The organism is Mesorhizobium ciceri biovar biserrulae, from assembly GCF_001618845.1.
Classification (GTDB): Bacteria; Pseudomonadota; Alphaproteobacteria; order Rhizobiales; family Rhizobiaceae; genus Mesorhizobium; species Mesorhizobium ciceri.
In genome coordinates this window covers 1073771-1099004 of sequence record NZ_CP015064.1, presented here as the reverse complement: position 1 = coordinate 1099004, position 25234 = coordinate 1073771, and the positions used below count along the sequence as shown (strand labels likewise).

17 protein-coding genes and 6 pseudogenes are annotated in these 25234 nt (G+C 59.5%); 8 read left to right on the top strand and 15 right to left on the bottom strand.

All coding sequences use genetic code 11. The annotated features are described in order from the left end of the window. The first annotated feature begins 119 nt into the window (after window positions 1-119). Window positions 120-1780: pseudogene (locus tag A4R29_RS04900) on the top strand (MFS transporter). Window positions 1781-2334: 554 nt separating this feature from the next. Here the strand turns inward: A4R29_RS04900 and A4R29_RS04890 are convergent. From A4R29_RS04890 to A4R29_RS04870, 5 genes are all read right to left on the bottom strand, one after another. Beyond that, window positions 2335-2772 (bottom strand): acyl-CoA thioesterase, encoded by a 438-nt coding sequence (locus A4R29_RS04890; RefSeq protein ID WP_082827314.1) that lies wholly within the window; start codon window positions 2770-2772, stop codon window positions 2335-2337. 81 nt (window positions 2773-2853) lie between these two features. Next, a complete protein-coding gene (locus tag A4R29_RS04885) occupies window positions 2854-4035 on the bottom strand; it encodes an acetyl-CoA C-acyltransferase (protein WP_063171328.1) in 1182 nt (393 codons plus the stop codon). Then, complete coding sequence (locus tag A4R29_RS04880) at window positions 4032-6101, bottom strand: 3-hydroxyacyl-CoA dehydrogenase NAD-binding domain-containing protein (RefSeq protein WP_063171327.1); 2070 nt, start codon at window positions 6099-6101, stop codon at window positions 4032-4034. The genes A4R29_RS04885 and A4R29_RS04880 overlap by 4 nt, the downstream gene beginning before the upstream one ends. Then, window positions 6101-6580, bottom strand: a complete 480-nt coding sequence (locus tag A4R29_RS04875; RefSeq protein WP_063171326.1) for a MaoC family dehydratase — start codon at window positions 6578-6580, stop codon at window positions 6101-6103. The genes A4R29_RS04880 and A4R29_RS04875 overlap by 1 nt, the downstream gene beginning before the upstream one ends. Next, window positions 6577-7338 carry a TetR/AcrR family transcriptional regulator gene (locus A4R29_RS04870; RefSeq protein WP_161491070.1) on the bottom strand — a complete coding sequence of 254 codons (762 nt, stop codon included), beginning with the start codon at window positions 7336-7338 and terminating at the stop codon, window positions 6577-6579. Before A4R29_RS04870 ends, A4R29_RS04875 begins: the two co-directional genes overlap by 4 nt. A 123-nt stretch (window positions 7339-7461) precedes the next feature. Between A4R29_RS04870 and A4R29_RS04865 the strand changes: the two genes are divergently transcribed. The 6 genes from A4R29_RS04865 to A4R29_RS04840 all read left to right on the top strand — a co-directional run bounded on the left by A4R29_RS04865 (window position 7462) and on the right by A4R29_RS04840 (window position 15190). Further along, window positions 7462-9093 (top strand): class I adenylate-forming enzyme family protein, encoded by a 1632-nt coding sequence (locus tag A4R29_RS04865; RefSeq protein ID WP_063171324.1) that lies wholly within the window; start codon window positions 7462-7464, stop codon window positions 9091-9093. Between the two features lie 177 nt (window positions 9094-9270). After that, on the top strand, window positions 9271-9738 hold the full coding sequence (locus A4R29_RS04860) for a GNAT family N-acetyltransferase (RefSeq protein ID WP_063171323.1): 468 nt from the start codon (window positions 9271-9273) through the stop codon (window positions 9736-9738). Then, window positions 9735-10787, top strand: coding sequence for a histone deacetylase family protein (locus A4R29_RS04855; RefSeq protein WP_063171322.1), 1053 nt, complete (start codon window positions 9735-9737; stop codon window positions 10785-10787). The genes A4R29_RS04860 and A4R29_RS04855 overlap by 4 nt, the downstream gene beginning before the upstream one ends. Next, window positions 10784-12406, top strand: a complete 1623-nt coding sequence (locus A4R29_RS04850) for a phytoene desaturase family protein (RefSeq protein ID WP_063171321.1) — start codon at window positions 10784-10786, stop codon at window positions 12404-12406. The genes A4R29_RS04855 and A4R29_RS04850 overlap by 4 nt, the downstream gene beginning before the upstream one ends. After that, window positions 12393-13964, top strand: a complete 1572-nt coding sequence (locus A4R29_RS04845; protein WP_063171320.1) for a phytoene desaturase family protein — start codon at window positions 12393-12395, stop codon at window positions 13962-13964. The genes A4R29_RS04850 and A4R29_RS04845 overlap by 14 nt, the downstream gene beginning before the upstream one ends. Further along, window positions 13964-15190 (top strand): aminomethyl transferase family protein, encoded by a 1227-nt coding sequence (locus tag A4R29_RS04840; RefSeq protein WP_063171319.1) that lies wholly within the window; start codon window positions 13964-13966, stop codon window positions 15188-15190. Before A4R29_RS04845 ends, A4R29_RS04840 begins: the two co-directional genes overlap by 1 nt. A gap of 310 nt (window positions 15191-15500) precedes the next feature. On the opposite strand, the pseudogene A4R29_RS04835 reads toward A4R29_RS04840, so the two are convergent. Beyond that, window positions 15501-16652, bottom strand: a pseudogene (locus A4R29_RS04835) (IS110 family RNA-guided transposase). A 121-nt stretch (window positions 16653-16773) separates the two neighbouring features. Between A4R29_RS04835 and A4R29_RS34880 the strand changes: the two are divergent. Further along, window positions 16774-17579, top strand: a pseudogene (locus tag A4R29_RS34880) (transposase family protein); the annotation flags it as partial. Here A4R29_RS34880 and A4R29_RS04825 read toward each other — a convergent pair. The 9 genes and pseudogenes from A4R29_RS04825 to A4R29_RS04790 all read right to left on the bottom strand — a co-directional run. Continuing rightward, window positions 17572-18125, bottom strand: a pseudogene (locus A4R29_RS04825) (transposase); the annotation flags it as partial. The pseudogenes A4R29_RS34880 and A4R29_RS04825 overlap by 8 nt on opposite strands. A gap of 57 nt (window positions 18126-18182) precedes the next feature. Next, window positions 18183-18589: pseudogene (locus tag A4R29_RS34875) on the bottom strand (transposase); the annotation flags it as partial. Window positions 18590-18792: 203 nt separating this feature from the next. Further along, a complete protein-coding gene (locus A4R29_RS04820; protein WP_063173577.1) occupies window positions 18793-20082 on the bottom strand; it encodes an ATP-grasp domain-containing protein in 1290 nt (429 codons plus the stop codon). 647 nt (window positions 20083-20729) lie between these two features. After that, complete coding sequence (locus tag A4R29_RS33990) at window positions 20730-21383, bottom strand: SET domain-containing protein-lysine N-methyltransferase (RefSeq protein WP_145923733.1); 654 nt, start codon at window positions 21381-21383, stop codon at window positions 20730-20732. Between the two features lie 84 nt (window positions 21384-21467). Then, a complete protein-coding gene (locus tag A4R29_RS04810; RefSeq protein WP_063171316.1) occupies window positions 21468-22748 on the bottom strand; it encodes a KamA family radical SAM protein in 1281 nt (426 codons plus the stop codon). Between the two features lie 555 nt (window positions 22749-23303). Beyond that, window positions 23304-23763 (bottom strand): annotated as a pseudogene (locus A4R29_RS32675) (pyridoxal-phosphate dependent enzyme); the annotation flags it as partial. 285 nt (window positions 23764-24048) lie between these two features. Beyond that, window positions 24049-24369 carry an exopolysaccharide production repressor protein gene (locus A4R29_RS04800; RefSeq protein ID WP_063171314.1) on the bottom strand — a complete coding sequence of 107 codons (321 nt, stop codon included), beginning with the start codon at window positions 24367-24369 and terminating at the stop codon, window positions 24049-24051. Between the two features lie 34 nt (window positions 24370-24403). Continuing rightward, window positions 24404-24721: a ferredoxin III, nif-specific gene (gene fdxB / locus A4R29_RS04795; protein ID WP_063171313.1), complete on the bottom strand. Its 318-nt coding sequence runs from the start codon at window positions 24719-24721 to the stop codon at window positions 24404-24406. Continuing rightward, on the bottom strand, window positions 24718-24921 hold the full coding sequence (locus tag A4R29_RS04790; RefSeq protein ID WP_027162749.1) for a CCE_0567 family metalloprotein: 204 nt from the start codon (window positions 24919-24921) through the stop codon (window positions 24718-24720). The genes fdxB and A4R29_RS04790 overlap by 4 nt, the downstream gene beginning before the upstream one ends. Between the last annotated feature and the right edge of the window lie 313 nt (window positions 24922-25234).

Here is a 25234-nt window from a genome sequence, read left to right as displayed (position 1 = left end):
AGCCACATTTTTCGGAACACCGCGGGTTCGTCACTGCCGACATATCGACCCCGAAATAGATCCTTTCCTCAGTAGCCGGAAGCTGTCTGTGGACGGCGGGCGGAAAGAGACTAAACGACATGTCGTCAAACGCAGAAATCGCGTCCACAGGCTTGCTGGCGCCGCTGAAGAACCCGATCTTTCGCTCGATCTTTCTCGCGTCTCAGCTCTCAAGTCTCGGCTGGCTAATGCAGACGGTGGCGCTCAGCTGGCTAATGGCCACGGTTTCAACTTCGGACGTGATGGTTGCGCTCGTCCAAGCCTCGTCGACCTTGCCAGCTTTCTTTCTGGCGGTCTTCGTCGGCGCGATTGCCGATAACTATAGCCGTCGCATGGTCATGATCGTCGGTCGAAGCCTGATGATGGCCGCAGCCGCGATGCTAACGATCCTCATGGCATTTGGCATTACCGATCCTTGGCTGATCCTCGCGTTCAGCTTTCTGGACGGCTGCGGTATCGCGCTCAGCGATCCCGCCTGGCGCGCCTCGCTCGGCGACGTATTGGAACGCCGCCATCTGCCGGCTGCCGTCACGCTCCTCAATGTCGGGTTCAATACGGTTCGCAGCGTCGGTCCGGCGCTTGGCGGGATCATCGTTGCCACTTTGGACCACTCGTCACATTCGCGCTGACTACCCTCGGGTTTATTGCCCCTCTTACCGCGTTGTGGCGCAATAACTGGAAGGTTGAAACATCGTCCCTTCCGCGCGAGGCGCTGATGACCGCCATTTACGATGGTCTGCACTTCTACGATGGTCTGCACTTCCCCGCCATATCCTCGGAAATCAAGTCAACGATCGTCCGCGGAACGCTGTTCGGGTTCGCAGGCACCTCAACGTTGGCACTATTGCCACTGGTTGCACGCGATGTCGTCAAGAGCGGACTAATCGGCTACGGCATCATGATGGGTGGTTTCGGTGCCGGCGCACTTCTGGCCGGACTGACGAATCCGACCCTCCGGCGGGTGCTCACGCAGGAATGGCTAGTGGTGCTTGCCTGCATCGCTTGCGCCATTTGCCAGGTATGGCTTGCGCTGACTTCTTCGCTCGTCGTTGCAACGATCCCCCTTGTTCTTGGAGGCGCCGGCTGGGTGACGGCGTGGTCCGGGCTCGGCGTGAACGTGCAACTGGCAAGCCCCCGTTGGATCGTTGGGCGAACGATATCGATCTACAGCGCCTTTACCTATGGCGGCATCGCTGCCGGAAGCTGGTTTTGGGGGCCTCATCGTCCAAAACCACTCGCTTGCCTTGGCGCTTGGCTGGTCCGGTGTTGCAACCCTTCTGGTCGCGGTGCTTGGGCTCAAACTGCCGATCAGCAATCGTTCTGAATCAGAAATCGAACCCTCAGGTAGCTTCAACGCACCTTGCGATCGCACTCGATTTGAAACCGAGAAGCGGCCCGATTCTCATCACGACGGAGTATGTGATCCCTGGCGCTCACGTAGATCGGTTTCTGGAGAATGCAGAAGCGGCGATACGCCCAAAGCCGTGTCGGGGCACGGCAATGGACGCTTACTCGGGATGTTCAGGAACCCTCACGCTGGTTGGAAACATTCCGAACGCCGACCTGGACGGACTATCACCGTCTGCATCACCGCCTGACCGCGGCGGATAAGGAGTTGGACCACCAAATTCTGAAGCTGAGCGAGGAGAGCAAGCCACCTCAACGGAGCATTCTGGTCGAAAGGCCGACCGGCGGAGCGCCCAAATCCAATCCCCTGGTGCCCTATTTCTCCCAGAAATAGCCGCGTATGCATCCGAGCAAAATTGATGGTTTCTCGCGCCGAGAAGAAAGGACACGATATGCCTCACCCTTGAAAAAACATGCCTGCACAGGCTGTCGGCGGAGCATCAGGCACTTCCCTCGGCTTGAGGCAAAGCGCGTGAGCGATCGAAGAAAGCATGCCAGCGCTATGGTCTCGCTGAAGGTCGCTGCGATCGGATCCGCTAAAGGCATTTTCGATGTCGGATTAATAGAGACAGAGAAAAGGCATGTCACAGTACGATGCAAAAAGGCCCTTCGGCTGCTGATCAAGGAATTCGTGGTTGGCATTGTCAACGAATATTGGCGCTCGTCATTCTTGGCATGTGGCGACCACACTAGGATGACGGCGAAGTAGAACAAGAGCGGACTGACCCGTTGGGCGGTTCAGGCTGATATGCTCGATTTCGTGAGCGCCTTGGCGAGCGTGACTGGTATTGCTGTCGGCCCAGGAGCCCTTCCAAGGAATGCCAGGCCGGCTGAGCGCCCCGCCTGACACCGAAAAAATACGGGGACTGCGCTCGACGCATGGGGTTGTCAGGCGAATGATGTAAGCGACCGGTCGAACACTCTTTTGGCCAACGCCTCGCGCGCCGCAATTCTGATGTGATCTGGCAGCAAAATCGCCTTGCGCTCTGCCAGATCGAAATAGACGGATTTTATCTCGTCCGTCGCTGCCAGATTGTCGTACGAGTCCAGCATCCTATGGCACGTGGCCAAAGACTTGGTGCCGCATTCGACAACGCTACTCACAATGCAGAAAAGGTCCCCCGACCTGAGCTCCCGAAGAAAGTTTACGTCGTGACGGACATCCGCCCAGCCCTCGTTCCTGGTTACTCGTGCTTCGACGGAATAACCCAGCGACCGAACCAGATGCCACATCGCTTGGTCGAACGCGGCCATATAATGCTGAACATTCATGTGGCCCATTGCGTCACATTGGAAAGGATAGACAACACCTGTGTACATTCGCATCGACACACTCCTATTGCGAGGTTAGGTGAGGCAACGGGGTGAGTTAACGAGATCACCGTTGGGCCGATGTTCTCGAGGGCACTACGAAGCCTCAAACAGCGCCGCCGCACCCATGCCGCCGCCCACGCACATGGTAACCACCACATTTTTGAACTTCCTGCGCTTCGCCTCGAGCAAGCCATGTCCTGCCATGCGTGCGCCGGACATTCCATAGGGGTGACCGATCGAGATCGCGCCTCCGTTGACGTTGAGCCGCTCCGACGGGAGGCCGAGCCTGTCTCGGCAATAGACCGTCTGCACTGCAAAGGCCTCATTGAGCTCCCAGAGATCAATGTCATTGACCGTGAGCCCGTGACGGCTCAATAGCTTCGGCACCGCGAAAACTGGCCCGATCCCCATTTCGTCGGGTTCGCAGCCGGCAACGGCCATGCCCCGGAAGAACCCGAGCGGCTCAAGTCCCCTTCGTTCCGCTTCCCTGCCGTCCATCACCACGCAGGCCGACGCGCCGTCCGACAGCTGGCTGGCATTGCCGGCGGTTATGCTGCCGTTCGGGTTCGAGACGGATTTCAATGCGGCCAGTTGGTCGAGGGTGGTCGTGGGCCTGTTGCCCTCGTCTCTATCCAGCGTGATGTTGACCTCTGCGGTCTCGGCGCCGGACTTGTCCCTGGTCTTCATGGTGACTCCGATTGGCACGATTTCCTCAGAGAAGCGTCCGGCAGCCTGCGCATCTGCAGTGCGCTTCTGGCTCTCTAATGCATAGAGGTCCTGGGCTTCGCGCGAAACGCCGTAGCGGACTGCGACATTCTCCGCCGTGTCGATCATCCGCATCCAGACATCGGGCTTATGGACGGCAAGCCATTCCTCCCGTTCGCTTACGGCATTCATAAACGGTTCGACCAGGCTGATCGATTCGACACCGCCGGCAACCATGATATCCGCCTCGCCCAGCATGACCCGGTGCGACGCGAAGGCGATTGCCTGCAGGCCCGAGCTGCAGAGCCGGTTGACTGTCGCGCCTGAAACGCTAACAGGGAGGCCGGCACGTATCGCTGCAAGCCGCGCGATATTGCGGCCCGTCGCGCCCTCCGGCATGCCGCAACCAAGGATCACGTCGTCGATGTCCTGGGGTGCCACACCGGCGCGTTCGACGCTGGCGCGGATCGCGTGCCCAGCAAGGGTTGCGCCATGCGTAGCGTTGAATGCACCGCGAAACGCCTTGCCGATCGGCGTGCGCGCTGTAGCAACGATGACCGCTTCCCTCATTTCCGACGTGTCCATGTGCTGAGCGCGATGCGCTCGTTCATCGCCCTGAGAAGCAATGTGGCCGGCACGACGCCGGACTTGTCGAAAAGGTACTCCATCTCGGAGACCAGGCCGGCGAGCCCGAACCGGTCGGCCCAGAAAAGGGGGCCGCCAAGCTCCTTCGGGAAACCGAAGCCCGACGTCCAGATGACGTCGATGTCACTGCCACGCTCGACCAACCCCTCTTCCATGATGCGGCAGGCTTCGTTGACAATGGCATGGAGGCATCGAGCGCGGATCTCCCTCTTCGAAATCGCCCGCCTTGCGATTCCCATTTCGTCAGCCCGCTGCGCGAGCAGTTCCGAGATCTCCGTATCGGGAAGTGGTTCGCGGCTGCCGTTTTCGTACCGATACCAGCCAAGGCCGGATTTCTGTCCCAGCCGGCCCAGCGCGACGACGCGCGCCAGCAACGGCGTGGGACGGCCCGCCTCCCGCGCCAGGGTAGGATTTTCCTGCGCCATGTTCAGCGCCACATCGTTTCCCGATAGGTCGTAGACGGCGAAAGGCCCCATCGCGAAACCGAATTGATGCAGCGCAGCGTCGACATCTTGAGGCTCGGCGCCCTCCTCCAAAAGCAGCGTCGCTTGGCGCAGGTAGGCGGCGAGCATGCGGTTGGCGGCGAACCCTGGACCGACCTTGACCGTAACGGCCACCTTGCGCAGACGCTTGGCGATCTCCATGCAGGTGGCAACAACCGCATCGTCGGTGCGTCGGCCGACGACGATTTCGACCAATCGCATCACATTCGCCGGGCTGAAGAAGTGCAAACCGACAACCCGCTCGGGATTGGGAACGTTGTCGGCGATCAGGTCGATGTCGAGGCTCGACGTGTTGCTGGCGAGGATAACGTCGCTGCTGCAGATCCTGACGAGGTTTGCAAACAGCGCGCATTTGGCGGCCATGTTCTCAACGATGGCTTCGACGACGAAATCGGCGGCCGCCGCGGCTTCCAGCTGGTGGGAGAAGGCCAGCCGCTCGTCGAATTGTTGACGAGCCTGCGCACTGAGGCGGCCCCGTCGGACGGATGTCTCAAAATGCTCGTCAAAGAGCTGCTTGGAATGTGCCAAACGCTCCGCATCCTGCTCGACGACAGTGACGCTCAGGCCTGCACCCAGGAATGCAAGGGTTATGCCCCGGCCCATGGCGCCGCCGCCAATGACGGCGACCTGGGACGGAATAGTAGGCTTGGCCGCCTCCGCGGACCTTCCCTGCCGCTCAGCCTTAAACAGGTAGATGAGGCCTTGCGCCGCCGGTGACTGCAGGCAAAGCGAAAAATTATGCGCCTCCCGCTGGAGGCCCCGATCGAAATCGAGGGATCGGGCGGCCTCTATCGCCTCAGTCGCTTTCTTCACCGCGAAGCCGGGCTGGACCCGTTTGGATGGAACGAAATTGCCGACAGGAGTCGCCACGCTTCTATCGCTCGTGCGCGCTTTGGGCCGAGCCGTAGTTTCCCCGGCGATAAACAGTGCCCGCTCCAGGGGGGACTCATCGACTATATCGGCGAGCCCGAGTTGCGCAGCCTGCAGGCCGGTGATGGATTCGCCCGAGGTTATCAGGGCGCATGCATTGTCGATGCCGATCAATCGGGGAAGACGCTGGGTGCCTCCGGCGCCCGGGATCAGGCCGAGCTTGATCTCCGGCAATCCCAGCGTAGCCGGTTGCGCCACGACCCGAAGGTCGCAGGCCATGGCGATCTCCAGGCCGCCGCCCAAACATATCCCCTCGATGGCTGCGATGACGAATTTACCGCACCGGCCAAGCCGTTCGACAAAGGCACGGACGGAAAGCCCCGGCGGCACCTTATCCACATCGAGCATCTCGATATCCGCGCCGGCGCTGAAGTGCTTGCCGACACCGACTATAACAATAGAATGCACCTTTGGATCTCGTTCCAACCGGTCGAGTTCGGCCGCCAGGCGTGCTATGATGGGCGTGGCGAGGACATTCAACGGAGGAGCTTCGATCAGCAGCAAGCCGACGCCCGGCATGACGGATGCAGCGCGAACTTCCTTGGCGCGTGGCGGCATCAGATCTTCTTGAACCACAGCGTCCTCCAGTCGCAGACCATCGCCGGCTTTTCCGAGCCTTCGAGTTGCACAGTATTACGCGTGGTGAGCAGTTTGCTGCCGTCCCCTCGCAGCTCGACCGACAACAGGCTGGTCAGCAGGCGAATGCGCGAGCCGACGGGCACCGGCTGGGTGAACCGCACCCGGTCCAGACCGTAATTCAGGGCTAGGTCGAGGGTCGGATCGGCGACACCCATCTTGTGCCAGAACTGAGTGAGCAGCGACAGGACGAGGAAACCCTGGACGATCGTGCCCTTGTAGACCGTCTCGCTCGCGCGCTTGGGATCGATGTGCATCCAGTCGTCATCGAGGGTGGCCTTCGCGAATGTATCGACCTGCTTCTGGTCGATCTCGAGCCATTTCGATGCGCCGATGCTCTTGCCGATGAAAGAATCGGCGCTCTCGAATGAGAAAGGCACGGTCTCCTGGTGAACGGTCATATCTGTTCTCCGCGTTTTTGATGTCCCCTGTTTTCTTCGATCCCCGCGAGTTCCTCAACATTGAACATGTGGTTGGCGGCGAGGAGATTGTTTGCAAAACGAAGCCGTTCCGCTGGCGGATCCTGTGCGTAGACGGCGCGATACCAGAGCACCGACAGGACTTCGGCTGCGTGATCGTTCGAGGCGACCAGGGCCACAAGCCGCGGATCCTTGACCACGTAGATCAACCGTAAGAGTTCGTCGACCATGGCGGCCAGCCCGTACCCGACCAGTTGCAGAAGCTCGCGTTCGATCTTCTTGTACTGACGACGCGTCATGCCGTCGGCGAATATTCGGGAGAACCGGTGGTTGGTGTCGTTCCACAGCGCCTGGAAGTCGCTGTCGATGTCGCAGAGCTGCTGCAGGCAGCGGAGCAGTCCTGCATTGGAGCTGTAGACCCGCACATATTGCGTGATCTTCGCTAGCACCGTGGAAAACGGATCGGAACCGCCGATGGCCAGCCGGTTCTGGTCGTCAAGGAACGTGACCAGCTCGGTCATTAGTTCGACCGTGATGGCCTTCTTGTCCAGGAAGTAGGTGTAGAAGGTCCCGACCGCCACATCCGCGCCGCACGCGATGTCGGGAATGCGGGCGTCCAAATAACCGATCTGCTCCAGGACGTCGATCGCACCGAGCTTTAGCCGGAGGCGTGTCCTGTCGCCTTTGGGAGCACTGGCTGCCTCCTCGACGAGTTTGGCGACATGATCTCGAAAACGCAAAAGGCACCTCTTGTGGTTGGGCCGCAGGGACCGTTGCTTCGACGCGGGGCCCTTGACAGCTGCTGGCAAAGACGAATAATTGAAATTGAATTCAACGTCAATTCCTAAGGACGATCTTAACGCATGTTTCGAGTAACCATCCCACAGCCGAATGCCGGGCCGGAGGCTCTGCGCCGCCGCGTAGAAACGGCTCTATTGCCGAACAACCTCTTTGAGCTGCTCGAGACCTGCGCGTCGGATTCCGCCGACAGGATCGCGATGGATTTCTTCGAAGACGGTCGGCAGATCACGTATGGCGACTTTGCGGCAGATGCGAGTAAGGCGGCGCAGGGACTAAAGGGGCTGGGAGTCCGCAAGGCCAGTAGGGTCGCACTGATGACGCCCAATATCCTCGAAAACCTCGTCGCCTGGTTCGCCTTGCTCAAGCTCGGTGCCGTCAGCGTGCCGATCAATCCCAACTGCTCTATGCGCGAAATCGATTTCGTGCTGGGGGATTCAGGTGCCGATATCCTGATCACGGTCGAGGACCTGCACGAGAAGCTGCTGGCGTGCGAATCCATGCCGAAGCTCCGGGCGACAGTGACGATCGGCGCAAGCGCCCTGCCCGGCGGAGTGAGTTGGTCCGAACTCCTGGTATCGGACATCGGTACCAGAATTGATGACGAGCCCGTGCAGACGGGCGATCTCGCCAATATCCAGTACACGTCGGGGACGACAGGCTTTCCGAAGGGCTGCCTGCTGACGCATGAATATTGGCTGAAGCTCGGCTGGGTGGTCGCCGAGGAAATCGAGACCCCGCTCGACAAGCTCCTGGTTCCACAACCGCTTTTCTATATGGAGCCTTTGTACGTCCTAATCATGTCCATGTTCAACCGTGCAACCTTCTGCTGCGCCCGGCGCATCAGCTCGACGCGGCTGCTCGACTGGATCAAAACCCTCGGCATCAACTACTGCAATTTCCCGGAACTCGTGCTACGGCAGCCGCAAAAGGCCGACGATCGCGAAAACGAGCTTAGATTCGTCCACGGCTTCGGCATCAATCCCGCCCGCCGCCAAGAGATCGAGGACCGGTTCGGCACCATCGCGCGGGAGGCCTATGGCACGACGGAGGTGGGCGCCGTGCTTTATGTGCCGCGTGCCGCTACCGAAAAGGCGAAGAGTGCCACCTGCGGCATTCCCGCTCCGTTTCGCGAAGTGAAGATCCTGCGTTCCGACAGCCAGCCGGCTGCCGCCGGCGAACTCGGCGAGCTCTGGGTTCGCGGACCTGGCATCTCGCTCGGCTACAACAACCGGCCGGACGCAACCGAACGCGCGCATGTCGATGGCTGGTTCCGTACCGGCGACCTCTTCACCATGGACGAGGAGGGCTGGTACAGGTTTGAGGGGCGTCTCAATGACGTCATTCGCCGAAGCAGCGAGTTCATTTCGGCCTATGAGGTCGAGCATGTGATTTCGAAGCTTGAAGCGGTACGCCAGGTCGCAGTCGTCAGCGTTGCCGACGACCGGCGCGGAGAAGAAGTCAGGGCCTGCATCGTCCTCGGCGACGAAGCCGCCCCCGACACGCTGCCGCCCGCGACGATCACCGCGCACTGCGCCACCGCGCTGGCCCCCTTCAAGGTGCCGCGCTTCATCACCTACCTCCCAGCGCTTCCGATGACAGCGAATGGCGATAAGGTCGACAAGCCCCGCTTGCAGCAGGTCATCCTGTCGACGAATCCGGCCACCTTCGATCGCGAGACGTCGCAATGGTCATGAAACGCGCCATCGACGGCAATACCCGCACTGCCGTCCCCAGCCCTTGCCGTAGTGGTCGCGCTGCTCGTTTGCCTACTGGCCTTCATACTAGCCTATTCGTTCTGGATCAGGCCCAGCGCCGGCCCGAAATCCCCGCTTTGGATTGCGTGCATGTTGTCTCGCCGGAGGAATAGCCCCATGACTTCACCGATTCTGGCCGTGGTCAAGGTCGACGCCCACAACTGGGAAGCCTGTGCCTGGCTTAAGGTTAAGGAGCGCCAGACGGCTTTCGTGTTCACGGCCGCCTTCTCGCTCGCCCAATGTGCCTATGTGCCGGAGCTCCTGCCCTTCGCCGTCGAGGTCGACGAACGCGTAGTCGGCCATATCGTCCTCAAGCCGGACGACAAATCGAGCTGGATCCACCGTGTCATCATCGGGGCGGACCATCAGGGCCACGGTTATGGACGAGCCGCCGTTGAAGCTGCGATCGCTCTCCTCGTCGAGACGACCGCCTGCCGCGAGATCATGCTGGCGGTCACGCCGGGAAACGAAACGGCCACACGCCTCTATCATTCGCTCGGTTTCGTCGCGACGGGAGACTTCAAGGACGGCGATGCCGTTTATCACCTCGCGCTCAACCGCAAGTCCTCACAGGCAATTTCATGAAGACCGTCTATTCCGACAAACACCGGCTGCACCAGCCGCGCCACTTTCTGAACAGCCGCTTCGACGTTCCCAATCCGGAAGTGCCCGAACGCGCCGATATCCTACTCAAGGCGGCCAGAGCTGCGGGTTGTGAAGTCGTCCCGCCGAAGAATTACGGTCCTGCCGCGCGGGATGCTGTCCACGACGCCGACTATCTAAAATTTCTCGAGACCAGTTGGGACAGGTGGCAATATGTGGATCCCAACGCGGTCGAGATCATCCCGAATGTGCATGCGGTCGGTCGCGGGCGCGGCGCCTATCCGCAGGCGGTTGAAGGCCAAGCGGGATTTCACCTGACCAATGCCGCCTGCCCGATCTCGGCGCATACGTTCGAGGCGGCCTGCGAGAGCGCCAATGTCGCAGCCACTGCGGCGCATCTCGTTCTCGAAGGCGAGCGCTATGTCTATGCCCTTTGCCGGCCGCCGGGGCACCACGCATCGAGCAATACCGCGTCTGGATTCTGCTACCTTAACAATTCGGCGATTGCAGCCGCCATCCTTCGCAGCCGCTACGATCGCGTCGCCATCCTAGATATCGACCTGCATCACGGGGACGGTACGCAGGAGATCTTCTATGAGCGCGGCGATGTTCTGACGATCTCCATCCATGCCGATCCGCAGCGCTTCTATCCGTTCTTTTCGGGCTATGCGTCCGAAGTCGGCCATGGCGAGGGAGAAGGCGCGAACTTCAATATTCCGCTCGAACGCGGGTCGGGCGACGAGGCATTCCTGCGCGCGCTCGAGATCGCGGTAGGCGTAGTCGATCGCTTCTCGGCATCCGCCCTGGTTTTGGCCATGGGCCTCGATGTGTCGGAAGAAGACCCATTCGGCGGGCTGAAGATTACCGGCGGCGGATTTTCCCGGATCGGCGAGATGGTCGGCAGGGCCGGCCTGCCCACCGTGCTCGTCCAGGAGGGAGGCTATGTCTACCCCTCGCTAGGAGCAAATCTGGTCCGTCTGCTGCACGGAGTAGAAGAGACACAGGCCGCTCTGGGCGCGAGGGCAATATGAGCAAGAGTTATGATGCAATCATCGTGGGAGCCGGTCACAACGGCCTCGTCAACGCGTGTTATCTCGCCAAGGCGGGGTTATCGGTTCTCGTCATCGAGAAGAACGACTGGGTCGGGGGCGCGGCTACCAGCCGTTCGCATTATCCGGGCTTCGTCTATTCCAACTGCTCCTATGTGTGCAGCCTGCTTCGCCCGGAAATCATTCGCGACCTCGATCTGCCGCGTCACGGCCTCCAGATCCTTCCCTTCGAAGGCGGCGCGGTCCTGACCCAGGACGGCGACGCGCTCGCGAGCTACCGGAACCATGACGCGCATCGGCGCGAACTCGAACGCTTTTCCCTGAAGGACGCAGAGGCCTACGAACGCTATGCGGCCGACTTGATCCGCCAGTGCCGTTTCATCCAGCCGATGCTGATGCGCACGCCGCCAGACCCGACTTCGTTCCGCCCACGCGACGTTTCCGAACTGCTCTATATCGGGAAGAAGCTGCACGATCTGACCGAACGCGAAATGTGCGACATGATGCGATTCTGGACCATGTCGATCTCGGATTTCCTCGACGAATATTTCGAGACGGAGGTTCTAAAAGCGAAGCTGTCGATTTCAGGCATCATCGGCACGGCGCTTGGGCCGATGTCGCCCGGAACGGCCTATGTCCTGCTCCATCACTACATGGGCGAAGTCGACGGCACGATCGGTGCATGGGGCTACGCCCGCGGCGGCATGGGCGCGATCACGCAGGCGTTGGCGCAATCGCTCCAGTCCTATGGCGGCGAGATCCGGCTGAACGCCGGCCTCGACAAGTTCCTGGTGCGCGGCGGCCGCACGGTCGGCGTGGTTCTGGAAAACGGCGAGGAGGTCCGGTCCCGGATCGTCGTCTCGAACATGGACGCCAAGCGGACCTTCCTCAAACATGTCGACGAGAAGGAACTGCCGGACACGTTCCTCAAGAAGGTGCGCAACTACAAGATCCGCGGCTCGTCCGGCAAGCTCAACATCGCGCTCGACGGGTTGCCGACATTCCGCGCCCTGCCCAAGGGATCGCCCTGCATCAAGGGCGGCCTGCATTTCACCGATACGGTCGAACGCATGGAGCGGGCCTACGACGACTGGAAGGCCGGCAAATGGTCGGCCGATCCCTTTATCGACCTGATGATCCCCACCACCGTCGATCCGACAATGGCGCCGCCGGGAAAGCATTTCATGAGCTGCTTCGTGCAATATTGCCCGCCCAAGGTCGAGGGCCGGGAATGGACCGACGCCGATCGCGACGCCTTCGCCGAGACCGTGGTCAGCCAGATTGCCGACTATTCCGAGGATTTCCGCTCGAACATCCTGCATATGGAGGTTCGCACCCCGCGCGAGATCGAGGCCGAGGTCGGCCTGACCGAAGGCAACATCTTCCAAGGCGAACTGACCTTCGACCAGATTCTCTTCAATCGCCCGATCCCCGGCTATGCCCAGTACAGGGCGCCGATTCCTGGCCTTTATATGTGCGGATCGTCGACCCATCCCGGCGGCGGCGTCATGGGCGCCCCCGGCCGCAATGCGGCGAAAGAAATTCTCAGCGACCTGAAGCGGAACTCAACTGTGGTGAGCGATGCCTATGCGATCCTTTGATATTATCGTAATCGGCGCCGGCCACAACAGCCTTGCATGCGCCGCCCTGCTGGCCAAGTCGAAGCGCCGGGTCCTGATGCTCGAGGCCGGCCTCCAGATCGGCGGCGCGGCGCGAACGGCGGAGTTCGCGCCGGGCTACAAGGTCTCCCCGGTCGCCCATATCGTCAACCAGATCGACCCCGCGGTCATCGCCGCGCTGGATCTCGGACGTTATGGCCTAGAGCTTTCCCCGGCCATACTGCCGACCACACTCCTCTCGCCGGACGGCCGCAATCTGGTGATGCGGGGCGGCTTCGGCGAGACGATTGACGGCGACTTGTCGAAGGCCGATCTCGCTGCATGGCGGGAGCTGCGCGCCAAGCTTCTCAAGCTGGCCGACAGGCTCGGACGCATGCTGTCGGAAACGCCGCCACGCCTGAAGAACGGTGAACTCGCGGACTGGATGACTCTCGGAAAACTCGGTCTTGCCGTCCGCGGCCTCGGACGCGAGAGCATGCGCGAACTGCTGCGCATGATCCTGATGAATATCGCCGACGTGCTCGAAGAAGAGATCGAGGACGATCTCTTGAAAGGTGCGGTCGCATTCGACGCGGTGCTGGGCAACCATTTCGGACCCCGTTCGCCAAACACCCTCCTGACGCTACTCTACCGGCTAGCCGGCCAAGTAGCGGGCGTCCAGGGCGCCGTCGCGCTTCCCAAGGGTGGAATGGGCGCCGTCGCCAAGGCTTTCCATGCGGCGGCGAGAGCCTCAGGCGTCACGGTCGAGACCAATGTCAAGGTCGAGAAGATCCTGATCGAGGACCACAGTGTCGCCGGCGTGCTGACAGGGCCTGGCGAGAAGATCGCCGCCAAACTAGTAGTATCAGGCACCGATCCCCATCAGACCCTGCTCGAACTCGTCGGTCCGAGACATCTCGACACCGAGTTCGTCCGCCGCGTCCGGAATTTTCGCGCGAGGGGCAATGTGGCGCGCATCCACATCGCGCTGAATGGCATGCCGCGATTCAACGGCGTGGAGGGCAAGGACATGGCCGGCCGGTTTCTCGTCGCTCCGAGCGTCAACGCGCTCGAAAAGGCTTTCGATGCCTCCAAATACGGCCACTTCTCGCCCAATCCGGCGCTGGAGATAGTCGTCCCGACCGTGGCCGATCAGAGCTTTGCTCCGGCGGGGCATCACGTCCTGTCCATTAACGCCATCTATGCGCCCTATGCCTTGAACGGCGGATGCAATGAGGAGCAGCGTGCTGGCTTCCTGGAACGCGTTCTCGCAACGCTGGATACCGTTTCCGCGGGCCTGCGCCAGCAGATCGTCGGCACCGAGGTCCTGACCCCGGCGGATCTTGAGGCGCGCTACTGCCTGCCGGGCGGTCACTGGCATCACGGCGAACTCGCGGTGGACCAGATGTTCATGCTCCGGCCGGTACCCGAGACGGCGCAATACGAGACTCCGCTCAAGGGCCTGTGGCTCTGCGGCGCCGGCAGCCATCCCGGCGGCGGCATCAGGGGCCTCGCCGGCCTTAATGCAGCAAAGCGAATCCTCAAACAGAGGGCCGTGTGATGACAAGCTCCGATCAGATGCACAAATCCTTTCCCCGCGACCATTACCGCAAGCCGTTGAAGGAGACCGCGTTCTACCCGCGCATCTCCGAGCTCTCGACGACACATGATTGGCACGGCTGGGCCGGCTATCTGGCCGCTGGCGTGATCACTAATGAGTCAACGGAGTATTTCTCAATCCGCAATTCGACGTCGGTCTTCGACATCACGCCGATGGTGAAATACCGGATCACCGGTCCCGACTCGGCCGCCCTGCTCGACAAGATGACCCTGCGCGACATCACGAAACTCGCACCGGGACGTGTGCAATATACCGCTTGGTGCAACGACGACGGCAAGGTCATCGATGACGGAACGATCTTCCGTCGCAGCGCCGACGAATTCATGCTGTTCTGCCAGGAGCGGCATTTCGCTTGGCTTTGCGACAGCGCGGTCGGCTTCGACGTCTCGATCGACGATGTCAGCGAGGATTTTGCCGGCCTTTCTGTCCAGGGACCGACGTCCTGCACTGTCCTGAAGGAGGCCGGCTTTACCGGCATCGAGACATTGAGGCCCTTCGGGATCCGTGATTCTGCGATCGATGGCGCAAGGATCATGATATCGCGCACCGGCTTCACTGGTGACCTCGGCTATGAGCTGGTTCTGTCGCCGGAAAATGCGCTTGGCCTCTGGGACAGGCTGTTCGATGCCGGCGCGCTCTACGGCATCACGTCTATCGGCAGCAAAGCCCTCAATCTCGCGCGGCTCGAAGCCGGTTTCATCGTGACGAATTCGGATTTCGTCAGCGCCGCCGCAGCGATCCGGGCCGAACGCCGTCGCTCGCCCTTCGAGATCGGGCTCGGCTGGATGATCGCCTTCGACAAGTCCGCCCATTTCACCGGACGAACGGCCCTTCTTCGCGAGCAGCTTAGCGGCAAGTCGCGCTACACCCTCGTCGGCCTCGATACCGAAGGCAACGTTCCGGCAGTCGATTCCCTCGTCTATCTGAACGGCAACAACGAGATCGGCCACATCACCGCGGCGGCATGGTCTCCCACGGCCAAGCGCAACATCGCTATCGCCTCGCTCCAGAGCAAATATATTGGCAAGGCCAACGACAACCTCTGGGTCGAGATCTACACGCTCCGCGAACTCGGATGGCGAAAACTGAAGGTCAGGACCATGATCGTCGATCGCCCCTTCTTCACCCACACTCGCCGGTCGGCGACCCCGCCCGCCGCCTTCTAGTCGGACTAGATGTTTGATCCATGCTGAGGTCAAGAGGGGTGTTAGAGCGGCATCGTGTTCCTCCAATTGGTCGCGGAATCCAGAGCTGGGCCCGATTGCGTGACACGGCTCGGTCAATCGAGCCTGGTCAAACTCACATACGGTCGCCGCTTGAGGACGGCTGCACCAATATCCCGCTTGCGGTGGCAAGGGCCCAGAAGGCGAGACCCGTCTTTGATACGGCATTCCAGCCAGCTGGGATCTCGGTTCGCCTCCTGGATTCGCCGAGGCTGATCAGGCCTCGAGGGATGAGTGTGTCGGTGTGGTCTCGTCAGACAGCCTTCATGACGGCACCTTCGATGACGACGCCCGCGGTCACGTATTTCCACAGCGCCACGAGCAGCTTCCTTGCAAGGGCGACGATGGTTGTCTTTTTGAGGCGCCCCTGATTGCGATCGCGCGTTCGTGGAACCAGCGGGTAAGCGCTGAACTCGGTTGATTGCGCAGCCATAGCCAGGCCAACTCGATCATCGTCGTTCGCAGCCGGGGGTTGCCGGCCTTCGAGAGCCTTGCTTGTGCTGGACCGATCCGCTCTGCCAAGGCGTCGGCACGAGCCCGGCATAGGCGGCGACCTGCCGGCGATTCTCGAAGTGCCGGAACAGCCCTTCCGCGTAGAGGATGGCGGCACACTCGGGGCCGATACCCTTGAGATCGAGCAATGTCGCTGCTGGAGTCCGGCGACTTCGATTGCCAGCAGAGCGTCACGCTCGGCCTGCACCTCTTTGATCTGGGCTATCACCAGTTCGAGTCGGTCGAGCTCGCGACGGATTTGCCCCTTCAAATGTTCAGGCAGCGCGCGGCCGTCGCCGGTCCTCAATTCCTCAAGCCGATGTCGCCGGTCACGTCGTAGCGGCTCGTAGCCGGTGATGCCCTGAGCAAACAGCAGACCCTTGATCCGGTTGACATGGCAGGTCCGCTCACCAACCAGAACCTTGCGCTCACGGCCGATGCGGCGGCGGTCCTCCTCCTTGATGCCCGGCACCCTGACCATCGCGCACACGCGCGGCTCGCCCCGCTTGTAGGCGAGCAGTGCGCGCACCAGCGCCTCACCATCGATCTTCTCGGTCTTGGTACGACGCCGCCGGCGCGACGTAGGAATCGAGGCGGCGTCGACGACATGGCTTTCGATCCCTCGGCCTCCAGGATTCGATGGATCCAGAAGCCGTCGAGATCCGCCTCCTGAATGACCACAAGCGCAAAGTGCCGGCCGGTGCGCGCCTGTGCCTTGTCCTGGAGCTGGGCAAAAGCGTGCCAGCAGTCCGTGATATCGCCGCCGCGTACCGCATGTTTCGACATCTTCTCCCCACTGCCCGACGACAGCGAAGTGATCAACCAGTTTACTGAGTTCCAAAGAAACGAAGATCGCGCCAAGATCGGTACGGATAGCGGCAGGCGCCGCAGATCGATCGGCTACAACACGCATGATTGGCCTCCACAGAGTTGTTGGTCAGCAACCCCACTCTGCCAGAGTGCAGGTCGCTATCCACCACCAGTCATGGGATCTGTGATGGTTCATTATTGTCGTCTGCATCAAAGGATGCACTATGGGCCAGGTCCTGGCATGGGAGCGCCACAACGACAGAGGCGGTCCGTCGAGCGATACAACATAGTCAAGTGAGCCTGAGGTCGCTTTCGAAGCGCTATGGCATCAACCTCAAGACGGTCGCGAAGTGGAAGAAGCAGAGTTGTTCGACCGCGATCTGCCCACCGGCCCAGGGAGCCGAGATCGACGTTCCGCCGCTACACGCTCTTCGTCCACATTGATATCGCGGAGGTTCGAACCGAACAGAGCAAAATACACATGTTCGTCGCCTGCTGCCGCTCGACGATTGCCTCTACGCGTTGCAGCCGTCGATCCCGCATCTGACACGCTCTTCATTGCACCGCTGTCTGCAGCGCGCCACGGCATCGGCCGATTGCCCGGATGTCGAGGGCGACAGGCCGGCGAAGAAGAAGTTCAAGGACTGTCCGATCGGCTATCGACCGAACCTCGAAGTTCGCCTTCGTCGAACTGCACGAGAAGGCTCCGACAGTCATTTCCAAAGAGTTTCTGCTGCGCCTGACCGCGGCCGTCCCTACAGGATCCATACCGTTCTCACCGACAACGGCATCCGGTTCACCACGCCAGGCGGTGGCGGTTCGGCCGTTCCGCTGATCAAGGAGGCAATCGCAAATGGCGAGATATTCGGGGCTCATGCCTTCGAATAGGCCTGTGCCAAGAACGATAGCGAACATCGAACCACAAAGCCAAAGCACCCCCTGGACCAACGGTCAGGTCGAGAGAATGAACCGGACCATCAAGGACGCAACCGTCAAGCGCTGCTATTACGACGATCACGACCAACTGCGTTGTTGCGAACCATCCCTTCGTCCCGGATCTTGACCCGGATCGCGTCGAAGAAAATGAGCGGATAAACCGGATCGAGCGGGCGCTGCTGCCAGTGGCGACTTCATCGAGCACGGCGTCCGTCACCGTGCTGATCAGATCCGGCGACACGTCGATGCCATACAGATCATGCAGGTGCCCGGTGATCTCCCGGGTGCTCATGCCGCGCGCATACATTGACACGATCTTTTCCTCGAAGCCGGGGAAGCGAAGCTGATACTTGGCGATCCGCTGCGGATCGAAACTGGCCTGGCGATCACGCGGTATGTCGATCTCCAGCTTGCCGGTCTCCGTCGTCACGGTCTTGCGGCCGTAGCCGTTACACGTATTGCCAGCGTCTTCGCCGCTCGCCAGAGGATGGTCCATCTCCGCATTCAAGGCGCGCTCGGTCAGAGCCTTCTTGAGCGAATCCAGCAGGCCGCCCTGTTCGAAGGCTGCACTGGCTGCGCCTCCCGCCAGAAGCTGGTCGAGAAGATCATTTGGTATCGCAGGGTCTTTGCGTCGGGTCATAGTGGGAATCCTTTTTACCCATTATGCCCGCCCGCACACGGAATTCCTGACAGCCCCAAGGTCCGCCGACACATCGATACCGTACAGATCGCGCAGGTAACCCTTAATCTCCAGGGTGCTCATGCCGCGCTTCATGCATAGATAGTCATTGTCATCAAAGGGGAAAACGGCGCTGATGCCTGGCGCTCAGCTGCGGATTGAAGCTCGATTGGAGGTCGCGCGGAACATCGATCTCGAGCCTGTCGGCCTCAATTCACCATCTTGAGGACGCTAGCCGTTATGCGTACTGCCAGCGTCTCCGCCGTTCGCCAGACGATGGTCCATCTCCGCGTTCAGCGCGCTAGGTCAAAGCCTCCTTGGGTGTATCCAAGCAGGCCGCCCTGTTCGAAGGCTGCACTGGCTTTATCTCCTCCCAGAAGCTGGTCGAGAAGATCATTTGGTCTCGGGTTATGTGGAATCCTTATACCCCTTATGCCCCCGCACGGGAATTCCTGAAAGTCCCGAGCTGCATGAGTTCGCAGCAGTTTTGGACCTGATCGCGCGTCACCATATCGGGCCTGGGCCATGTGAATGGCCGCACCCCAGACAGGCATGACACAAGTCCGCACTCGCTTCAACATTGCTCGCCGTATGAACGCCGGATAAGGTTCAACCGGCCTTCGGGACGTCAACTGGAGTTCGCAACGGAACCGTTCGGACCCGATGAAAGCCCCTGGGCCGCAGATTGTTGCTCACCGCCGTCGGTCGGAAATGGTGTGATCGACCAATCGATTAAGTCAACGGCAGTCTGAAGTATTGCTTCGGCCCCAGCAAGAGTGGGTGAAACGGCGATCACGGATCCGATACAGTCGCCCCAATCGCCTTTCCTGACGATCGGCGTCTTCGGTTCGACCTCCAATTTTACCTCTACTACACCTGGTATTTCAGCTGCCCTGCTGTCGCCATTGACCCAATCGAGGATGCCGTCCCGATCAGGAATCAGGCGCCGCGCGAGCGCGGTATGCGAATTCGTTCTGCGTAGATCCCATTGGTCGCCGATGACAAGCTTGATGTGCTCGGTGAAGAGATCGACACCGTAAGCCAGTTGAACCAGCCGAGGATTGGGTCCGCCGGGAAGGCGCGGGTTGACCTCGATGACCACTGGACCACGCTTTGTCCACCGGAATTCAATGTTCGTGGGACCCCAGCCAAGGCCGAGAGCTTTCAAACAACTCAGCGAAACTTCGGCGATTCTCTGATAGTCCTCGTTAATTAAGGGGGCGGGAAAGGTCAACTGACGAAAGACGAAATGCGGCGGGCTATCGAAGTCAACAGCTTCAATCCCAACGACTTCGCTTCCCATAATGTCAGCGCTATAGAACGGGCCGTTTGCAAATTCTTCGACCAATACCCTCGGCGAGGACTGCCACCTGTGCTTGCCCCCGAAGAGATAGGTCGTATGTTCGGCCAACTCATCTGCGTTGCGGCACAATCTTACACCGCTGCTGCAGCTGCCCACGGCCGGCTTAAGAACCACCGGCAACCCGATCTGTGCGGCAGAGCTTTCTATGTCCATAGCATCCGCAGCCAAGCGGTAAGCAGGTACGGGAAGGCCGGCTTGGGCGAGGAGCTGACGTTGGATGAATTTGTCGCAGCATCTTTCAATGGATTCGGGGTTCGGTCCCGGCAGATTGAAATACTGGCAGAGCTTGCCAACTGTGGCATAAAACGAGTCCCCAGCGCACGTAATGCCGGCAATGTCATAGGTCTCATTTAGCCGGGAACACTCGCAGATCAGCGCATCGAGATTGTCTGTATCTACCCGGATCGCCTCGATCCTTTCAGCAGCAATATAGTCGTACCGACCCGGATCCGCTGACAGGATAATGGGATTCAGTCTAAGACGTCTGGCCGCTCGGGAATATATTAGAGTTTCACAAACTAGGCCGTCAAGCAGAATTATTGCTCTTCTTGTCATTGTGCTTCTGATCTCCATTTCGCGTTCTATTCGGAGAATAATTTGGCGTCTGCTTTCGGGCCATGCCTGACCTCACACGTTATAAAGAAGGTAGCATTGCTGGCAATTGGCGGTCGCAAAGATTCTATAAAGTTTATTGACGGATCCGTTGCAACGACTGGTGACGCACGGTGGTTTTGGGTCAAATACGGCCGAGTGACCGCCAGCAAACCTTGTCGCATTCGTTCCGCCGCAGCTGAAATCCTCCGCCCGGTTGCAAGCCAGCGGTGTTCTAAGTTCGGCACGCCCTCAGATGCAAGCACACACCGTTTTCGAAGATCGGCCAAACCGTTCCTGGAAGCGCCCCGGTCGCAGCAAGCTTGGCACCAATTGACGCTTCGATCACAGGGCGGTTGGGCGCGGCACCCTGTTCGAGATGAGCGTCCCAGCACCCTCAGCCGCGCCGGCTATCGGCCTTCCCCTCTTGACACGAATGCGCACACAGTCGTGTTGCGGTCTGCCGGACCCCCGGCCAGAATGTCGGGACCGTCGCAGTAAACATTGGCAGCATTGTGAGCGGCCTTCATGTCCCCGAGACTGCACCCAAGTCGGATCGGGACAAGTCGAAGCTCCTGTCCGGAACTTTTCGATCTTGAGTGGAGACACCCTTATCGTCTCCGGCGGTTGCCCGGCTTCTCGTCAAGATACGGTGCGTACAGTCCGGATATGATCATCGGGTGGTCGCGAGGCAACGTGGCGAAACCTCCGGCTGCACCTCGGCAGTTTTCCGCTTCACAGAGGCAGAGTGATACCCCGAGGCACGCAACCTCTGAGGTTGCATAGTCCCATGTCAATTCGACACCACTTGGTATTTCCCGGATGGCCACGAAGTCGTAGGCGCCGAATCGATTAGGAACGATTGCTAAATTGGGGTCGCAAGAATGGTTGATAATGACAGCCGGCTCCTCAAACAGAGCATGGACATCCCGCTCCATCTGAATCGAGTCCGTCGTGCGAGCCGTCTCCAGACGGGCAATCAGTCCAATGACAACAACCTCGCTTGGCATGAAGTCGCGAGCCGAGCACACGCCGCGCCCTTTAGCTTCACTAACATCGAGGACTCTTACATTACGGTCATTGAGTTGCCTTGCACAACCGACGTCGTCTATCACGATAGAAGTGGTTTTTTCTACTTTTCGACTCGGCACGCCAAAGCTCCTTTCATGAACATTGCTCGGCTCTGCCGAGGTGCCATATTTTGGAATGAACACCTTCGACAGCAACAAGAGGTTAAAAAAGTTCTGTAACACTACTGCACTCAATTCTTTATAATGCTCCCGGCTAACGGTTCTACAAGCTCTCCTATCAACACTGTGCTCATGCGCGATGCCATGCCGCGGAGGCGTTTATTCAACCCGTCGCCTTGTTTGAGCGGCCTGAACCGCATCGGTCAGCATGCGTTCGGCGCGCTGAGGATCTAGCCATGCGGCCTGGGCATTTCGTGATAAAGATTGCAAAGGATCGGGATATATGAACAGCTGCTCCGGCCGGACAGAGGGGGCCCGGTAAACAGCAATCCCTGTCTGCCTATTATAATGCTCGAAGCTATGAACGTCGCGTTTTCCGCCGCCCCCCGGCGCGTCGACAGCGAATAACGGAGTGTTGTATCCAGCCGTGGTCCCGCGTATGGCCTTTTCTATCTCACATGCAAGACTGATCGAGCAGCGCATGTGCTCGAGTCCGTCCACAAGATCACAAGCAAACACGTAGTACGGCTGTATGTGCAGGTGCGAGAGTTTTTGGACTAGCCCTTTCATGACCTCAGCATCGTCGTTGATGCCAGCCATCAGAACCGACTGATTGCGCATCTTTATCCCGCGTTTGAAAAGAAGCTCTGCCGCCGCAACGGTATAGTCTGTGATTTCTCGCGGGTGGTTGAAGTGGGTGTGAAGTGAGATGTCTACGCCCTGATTCCGGCCAGCATCGCTAATGTTCACAAGGGCATCAGTCCATTCATGATCGCTTGTGACTTTCATGGGCAGTACAGCGAGGCCTTTCGTAGCGAATCTGATGCGGCGAATTGAGGAGATGGACAGAAGTCCCGTACCGATCGCCAAGAGTTGAGAATGATTCAGTTGAAAGCAATCACCTCCCGAAACCACCACATCAACGATGACGGGGGTCGCACGAAGATACTCAAGGATTGCATTCCACCGGGTTTGGAATGACGAAGGCCTTTTCTTCGACACAGATTGAGTATCCAGGCCTACGCTGTAACTGCGGGTGCAAAAACGACAATAAGCCGGGCAGCGATCCGTCACGAGTAAAAGCGCCTTATCGGGATAGCGATGCACCAATCCATCTACAGGTGAACTTTCTTGTTCATGTAGCGAATCCATTCTTAGTAACGGGTGAGATGGAAGAATCTCGCTTCCGACCGGTATGAACTGCTTGCGGATCGGGTCTTCGAGGAAGTTCGACCAGTCAATTAGGCTCAGAAGATAGGGTGTGATCCGCATCGACATAGGCGCGCGCGAGAGGCCGAGCTCAATGTCTCGCACGAGGTTGCCGTTGGCGCCGCTCTCCATCAGCTCGCGCAGCTGGTCCACGCGAGTAACAGCACGGCGCTCCTGCCATGCGGCGTCAGCGAATTCGGGCCTTATCATCGCTTGCGCTACAGGATTCATCGTCACTTCTCTCAGGCGGGAAAGAGCAAATTAGACGGGTTCTCGAAAGTACGTGACGCGTCTTATGGATAACTCTGCGAGAAACGTGCCGAAATGTGATATCGTTTTGGAACAAGATGTTGGAGCGATCGTTACCTATTTTCCCGTCTGAAATGTCGGAGATCGGACATCACCGAATGTCACCTGACATGGACGGCCTTCGTTCCCGGTATGTTACACCCCCCTCTTCGGGGCGATGCCGATGGCCGAGAACCTTGGGATCCGCTCCTGCGTTCACGCCTTCGAACCTAATAAGCGGCACGGGCCTTTAGCCCGGCGTCGGTGTGTTGAAGTGTCCGGTCCGCGTGACAGTGTAGGTTGGAACGGGCCAAACACTTTCCGCCGATGAAGTTGTCGTGATTGCGGGGCCGAGCGAGCGAGCTCCTCAAGCCTCTCGGCATAGTCGTCCGGGTCACTCCACAGAAGGGACAGATCTGCGGCTCGAATGCGTTGCTACCGTAAACCGCATAGGTTCGAAGGGATGTCTGCGTCGACGAGATGACGGACAAGATCGCGGTAGTGTCTGCGACCTGCGGCTGTTCGTGCTGAAAGGGCTTTTTCCCAACTTTGGCGGATGTCGATGTCAAAGTCCTCGTCGACCAGGCGAACCTCTGCCCCCATGATGCGGCTCAAGAGAATTTTGCCGACCCGGTCGTAGACGGCATCGTCACATGGAACCCAGATCCCCTGAACCAGGAGGCATTTCATGCCGAGCTTGGCGGGGACCGCTGCTACCATCCGGGCGTGGTTGGACTGCACGCCGCCGACGGTGACGAGCGTGTCGGCGTCTGACGCGATCGCATTGGGGATGATGTATTCAAGCTTGCGCAGCTTGTTTCCGCCGCATGCGAGACCAGAGTTGCAGTCCTCGCGCTTGGCTTAGATTTCCACCCTGCCGTCCAGATGCTTGCTGAGCCGGTCGAGCTTCTCGACGGGGTCCGAAGGTGAGCTGGTAGCGTGCGAGCCTTTTCATCATGTTTTCTCCAGTGTTAAGGTGATCGCCCTGACACTAGCGGTGCACGAGCGCTTTTAAGAGGGCCGGCTGCGTTTCCAAAGAGCGCCACTGTTGGTGCTTTCCGGCGCTTCGTTAGCCGCCGAGACGAACCACCCGGGTGCTGGTTCCCGCGAAAGAATGGGCGAAACTGCGTTCGATGGCAGTATGACCAACAGAACGCGTCGCATCCGATTGTCACACGCAATGATCAACTCAATATGGTGCGCCGAGGTTGTAGGAAGCTGTGCTTTATATTGCCACGGCGCATCAAGGGAGGAGCAGCGCTATGCCGATCATTTGATTGCGCTGGCGCAGATCTGAACGTTCATTCCTAACATCATCATTATCTGGCGGCCGGAATCGAGCTTTCTGGGAGCGACCGAAAAGCTCAGCCGTTTGCTCGCCGCGAACGCCGCTGGACCGCCAGATTAGAAATAGAACGCTCCCGAAATAGGCCACCTGGAGAACCAGCCAAAGGGCCAGCGTCGTGAAGACGGCCAGACGGATGGAATCCGACGCGAAGTAAACCGTCACAGCGTTGCCGCACAGGACCATCCCCAGGAGCCGACAAAAGATGATTAAGCGCAATGCCGTTCTCCTGATTTCTCGTCAATCGTGCAGCTCAGGCCGAGATCTGGTCGGCCGCGACATGAGTCTGGCAGTTCTTTGGGCAGACACGGCCGCAGGCTCCGCAGCCAATGCATCGGCCAGCATGGTCCACCACCATGATCATGCGACTGAGCTCACCATCGAAGTCGTCGTCACCGCCGTCGCAGGCGCCGAGAATTTCACCCGTGTCATCTACACCGTAAAGGTGCATGACCTCACGGGAGCAGACCTTGAAACAGCGCCCGCAGCCGATACAGATCTTGCCATCTATAGTCGTCAAATATTCCGGTATCCATCTGGAACCGTCACGCGTGATGAATGCGCTCGTCACTGTAAACTCTTCATTTTCGTGAGTTCTCTCCTGGCACCGTGCAACTCCGCATAGACGGCGTGCGCCTTCTCGGCCACTTCCTCTATCTCAGTCCATTTCACCGGAAGACCTTCAGCCAGGTCGCGCAGGTTCGTCTTAGCAATTGCTGCGCGCAGTTGAAGCTTTCGGACCTTCTTCACCATCTCATCCAAGTTCGACATGATCCTTCCTCGAAAATCGGTCTTTCACGCCCCCGCGATGTCACAATAGCTGCAGTCGCATCATCGACCAGTTTGGTTCCGTCCGCGACTTCCCGGAAAGTCTCGAATGCCCAACCGGCGGACGCCTCGACAGAAACGAACAGCTGCGTCCGCGAAAAGCACGAGCCAGAGGCCCAGAAACTTTCAATGTTAGTTTCATCACACCTGAGCTCACCTCGATCGCTATCTCCGCTGGCCTGAAAACATAGTGCCTCCACATCCGGATCCGGATTGCGAATGATCGGACTTGCGGCGCAGTTCCGTGAATGATGAA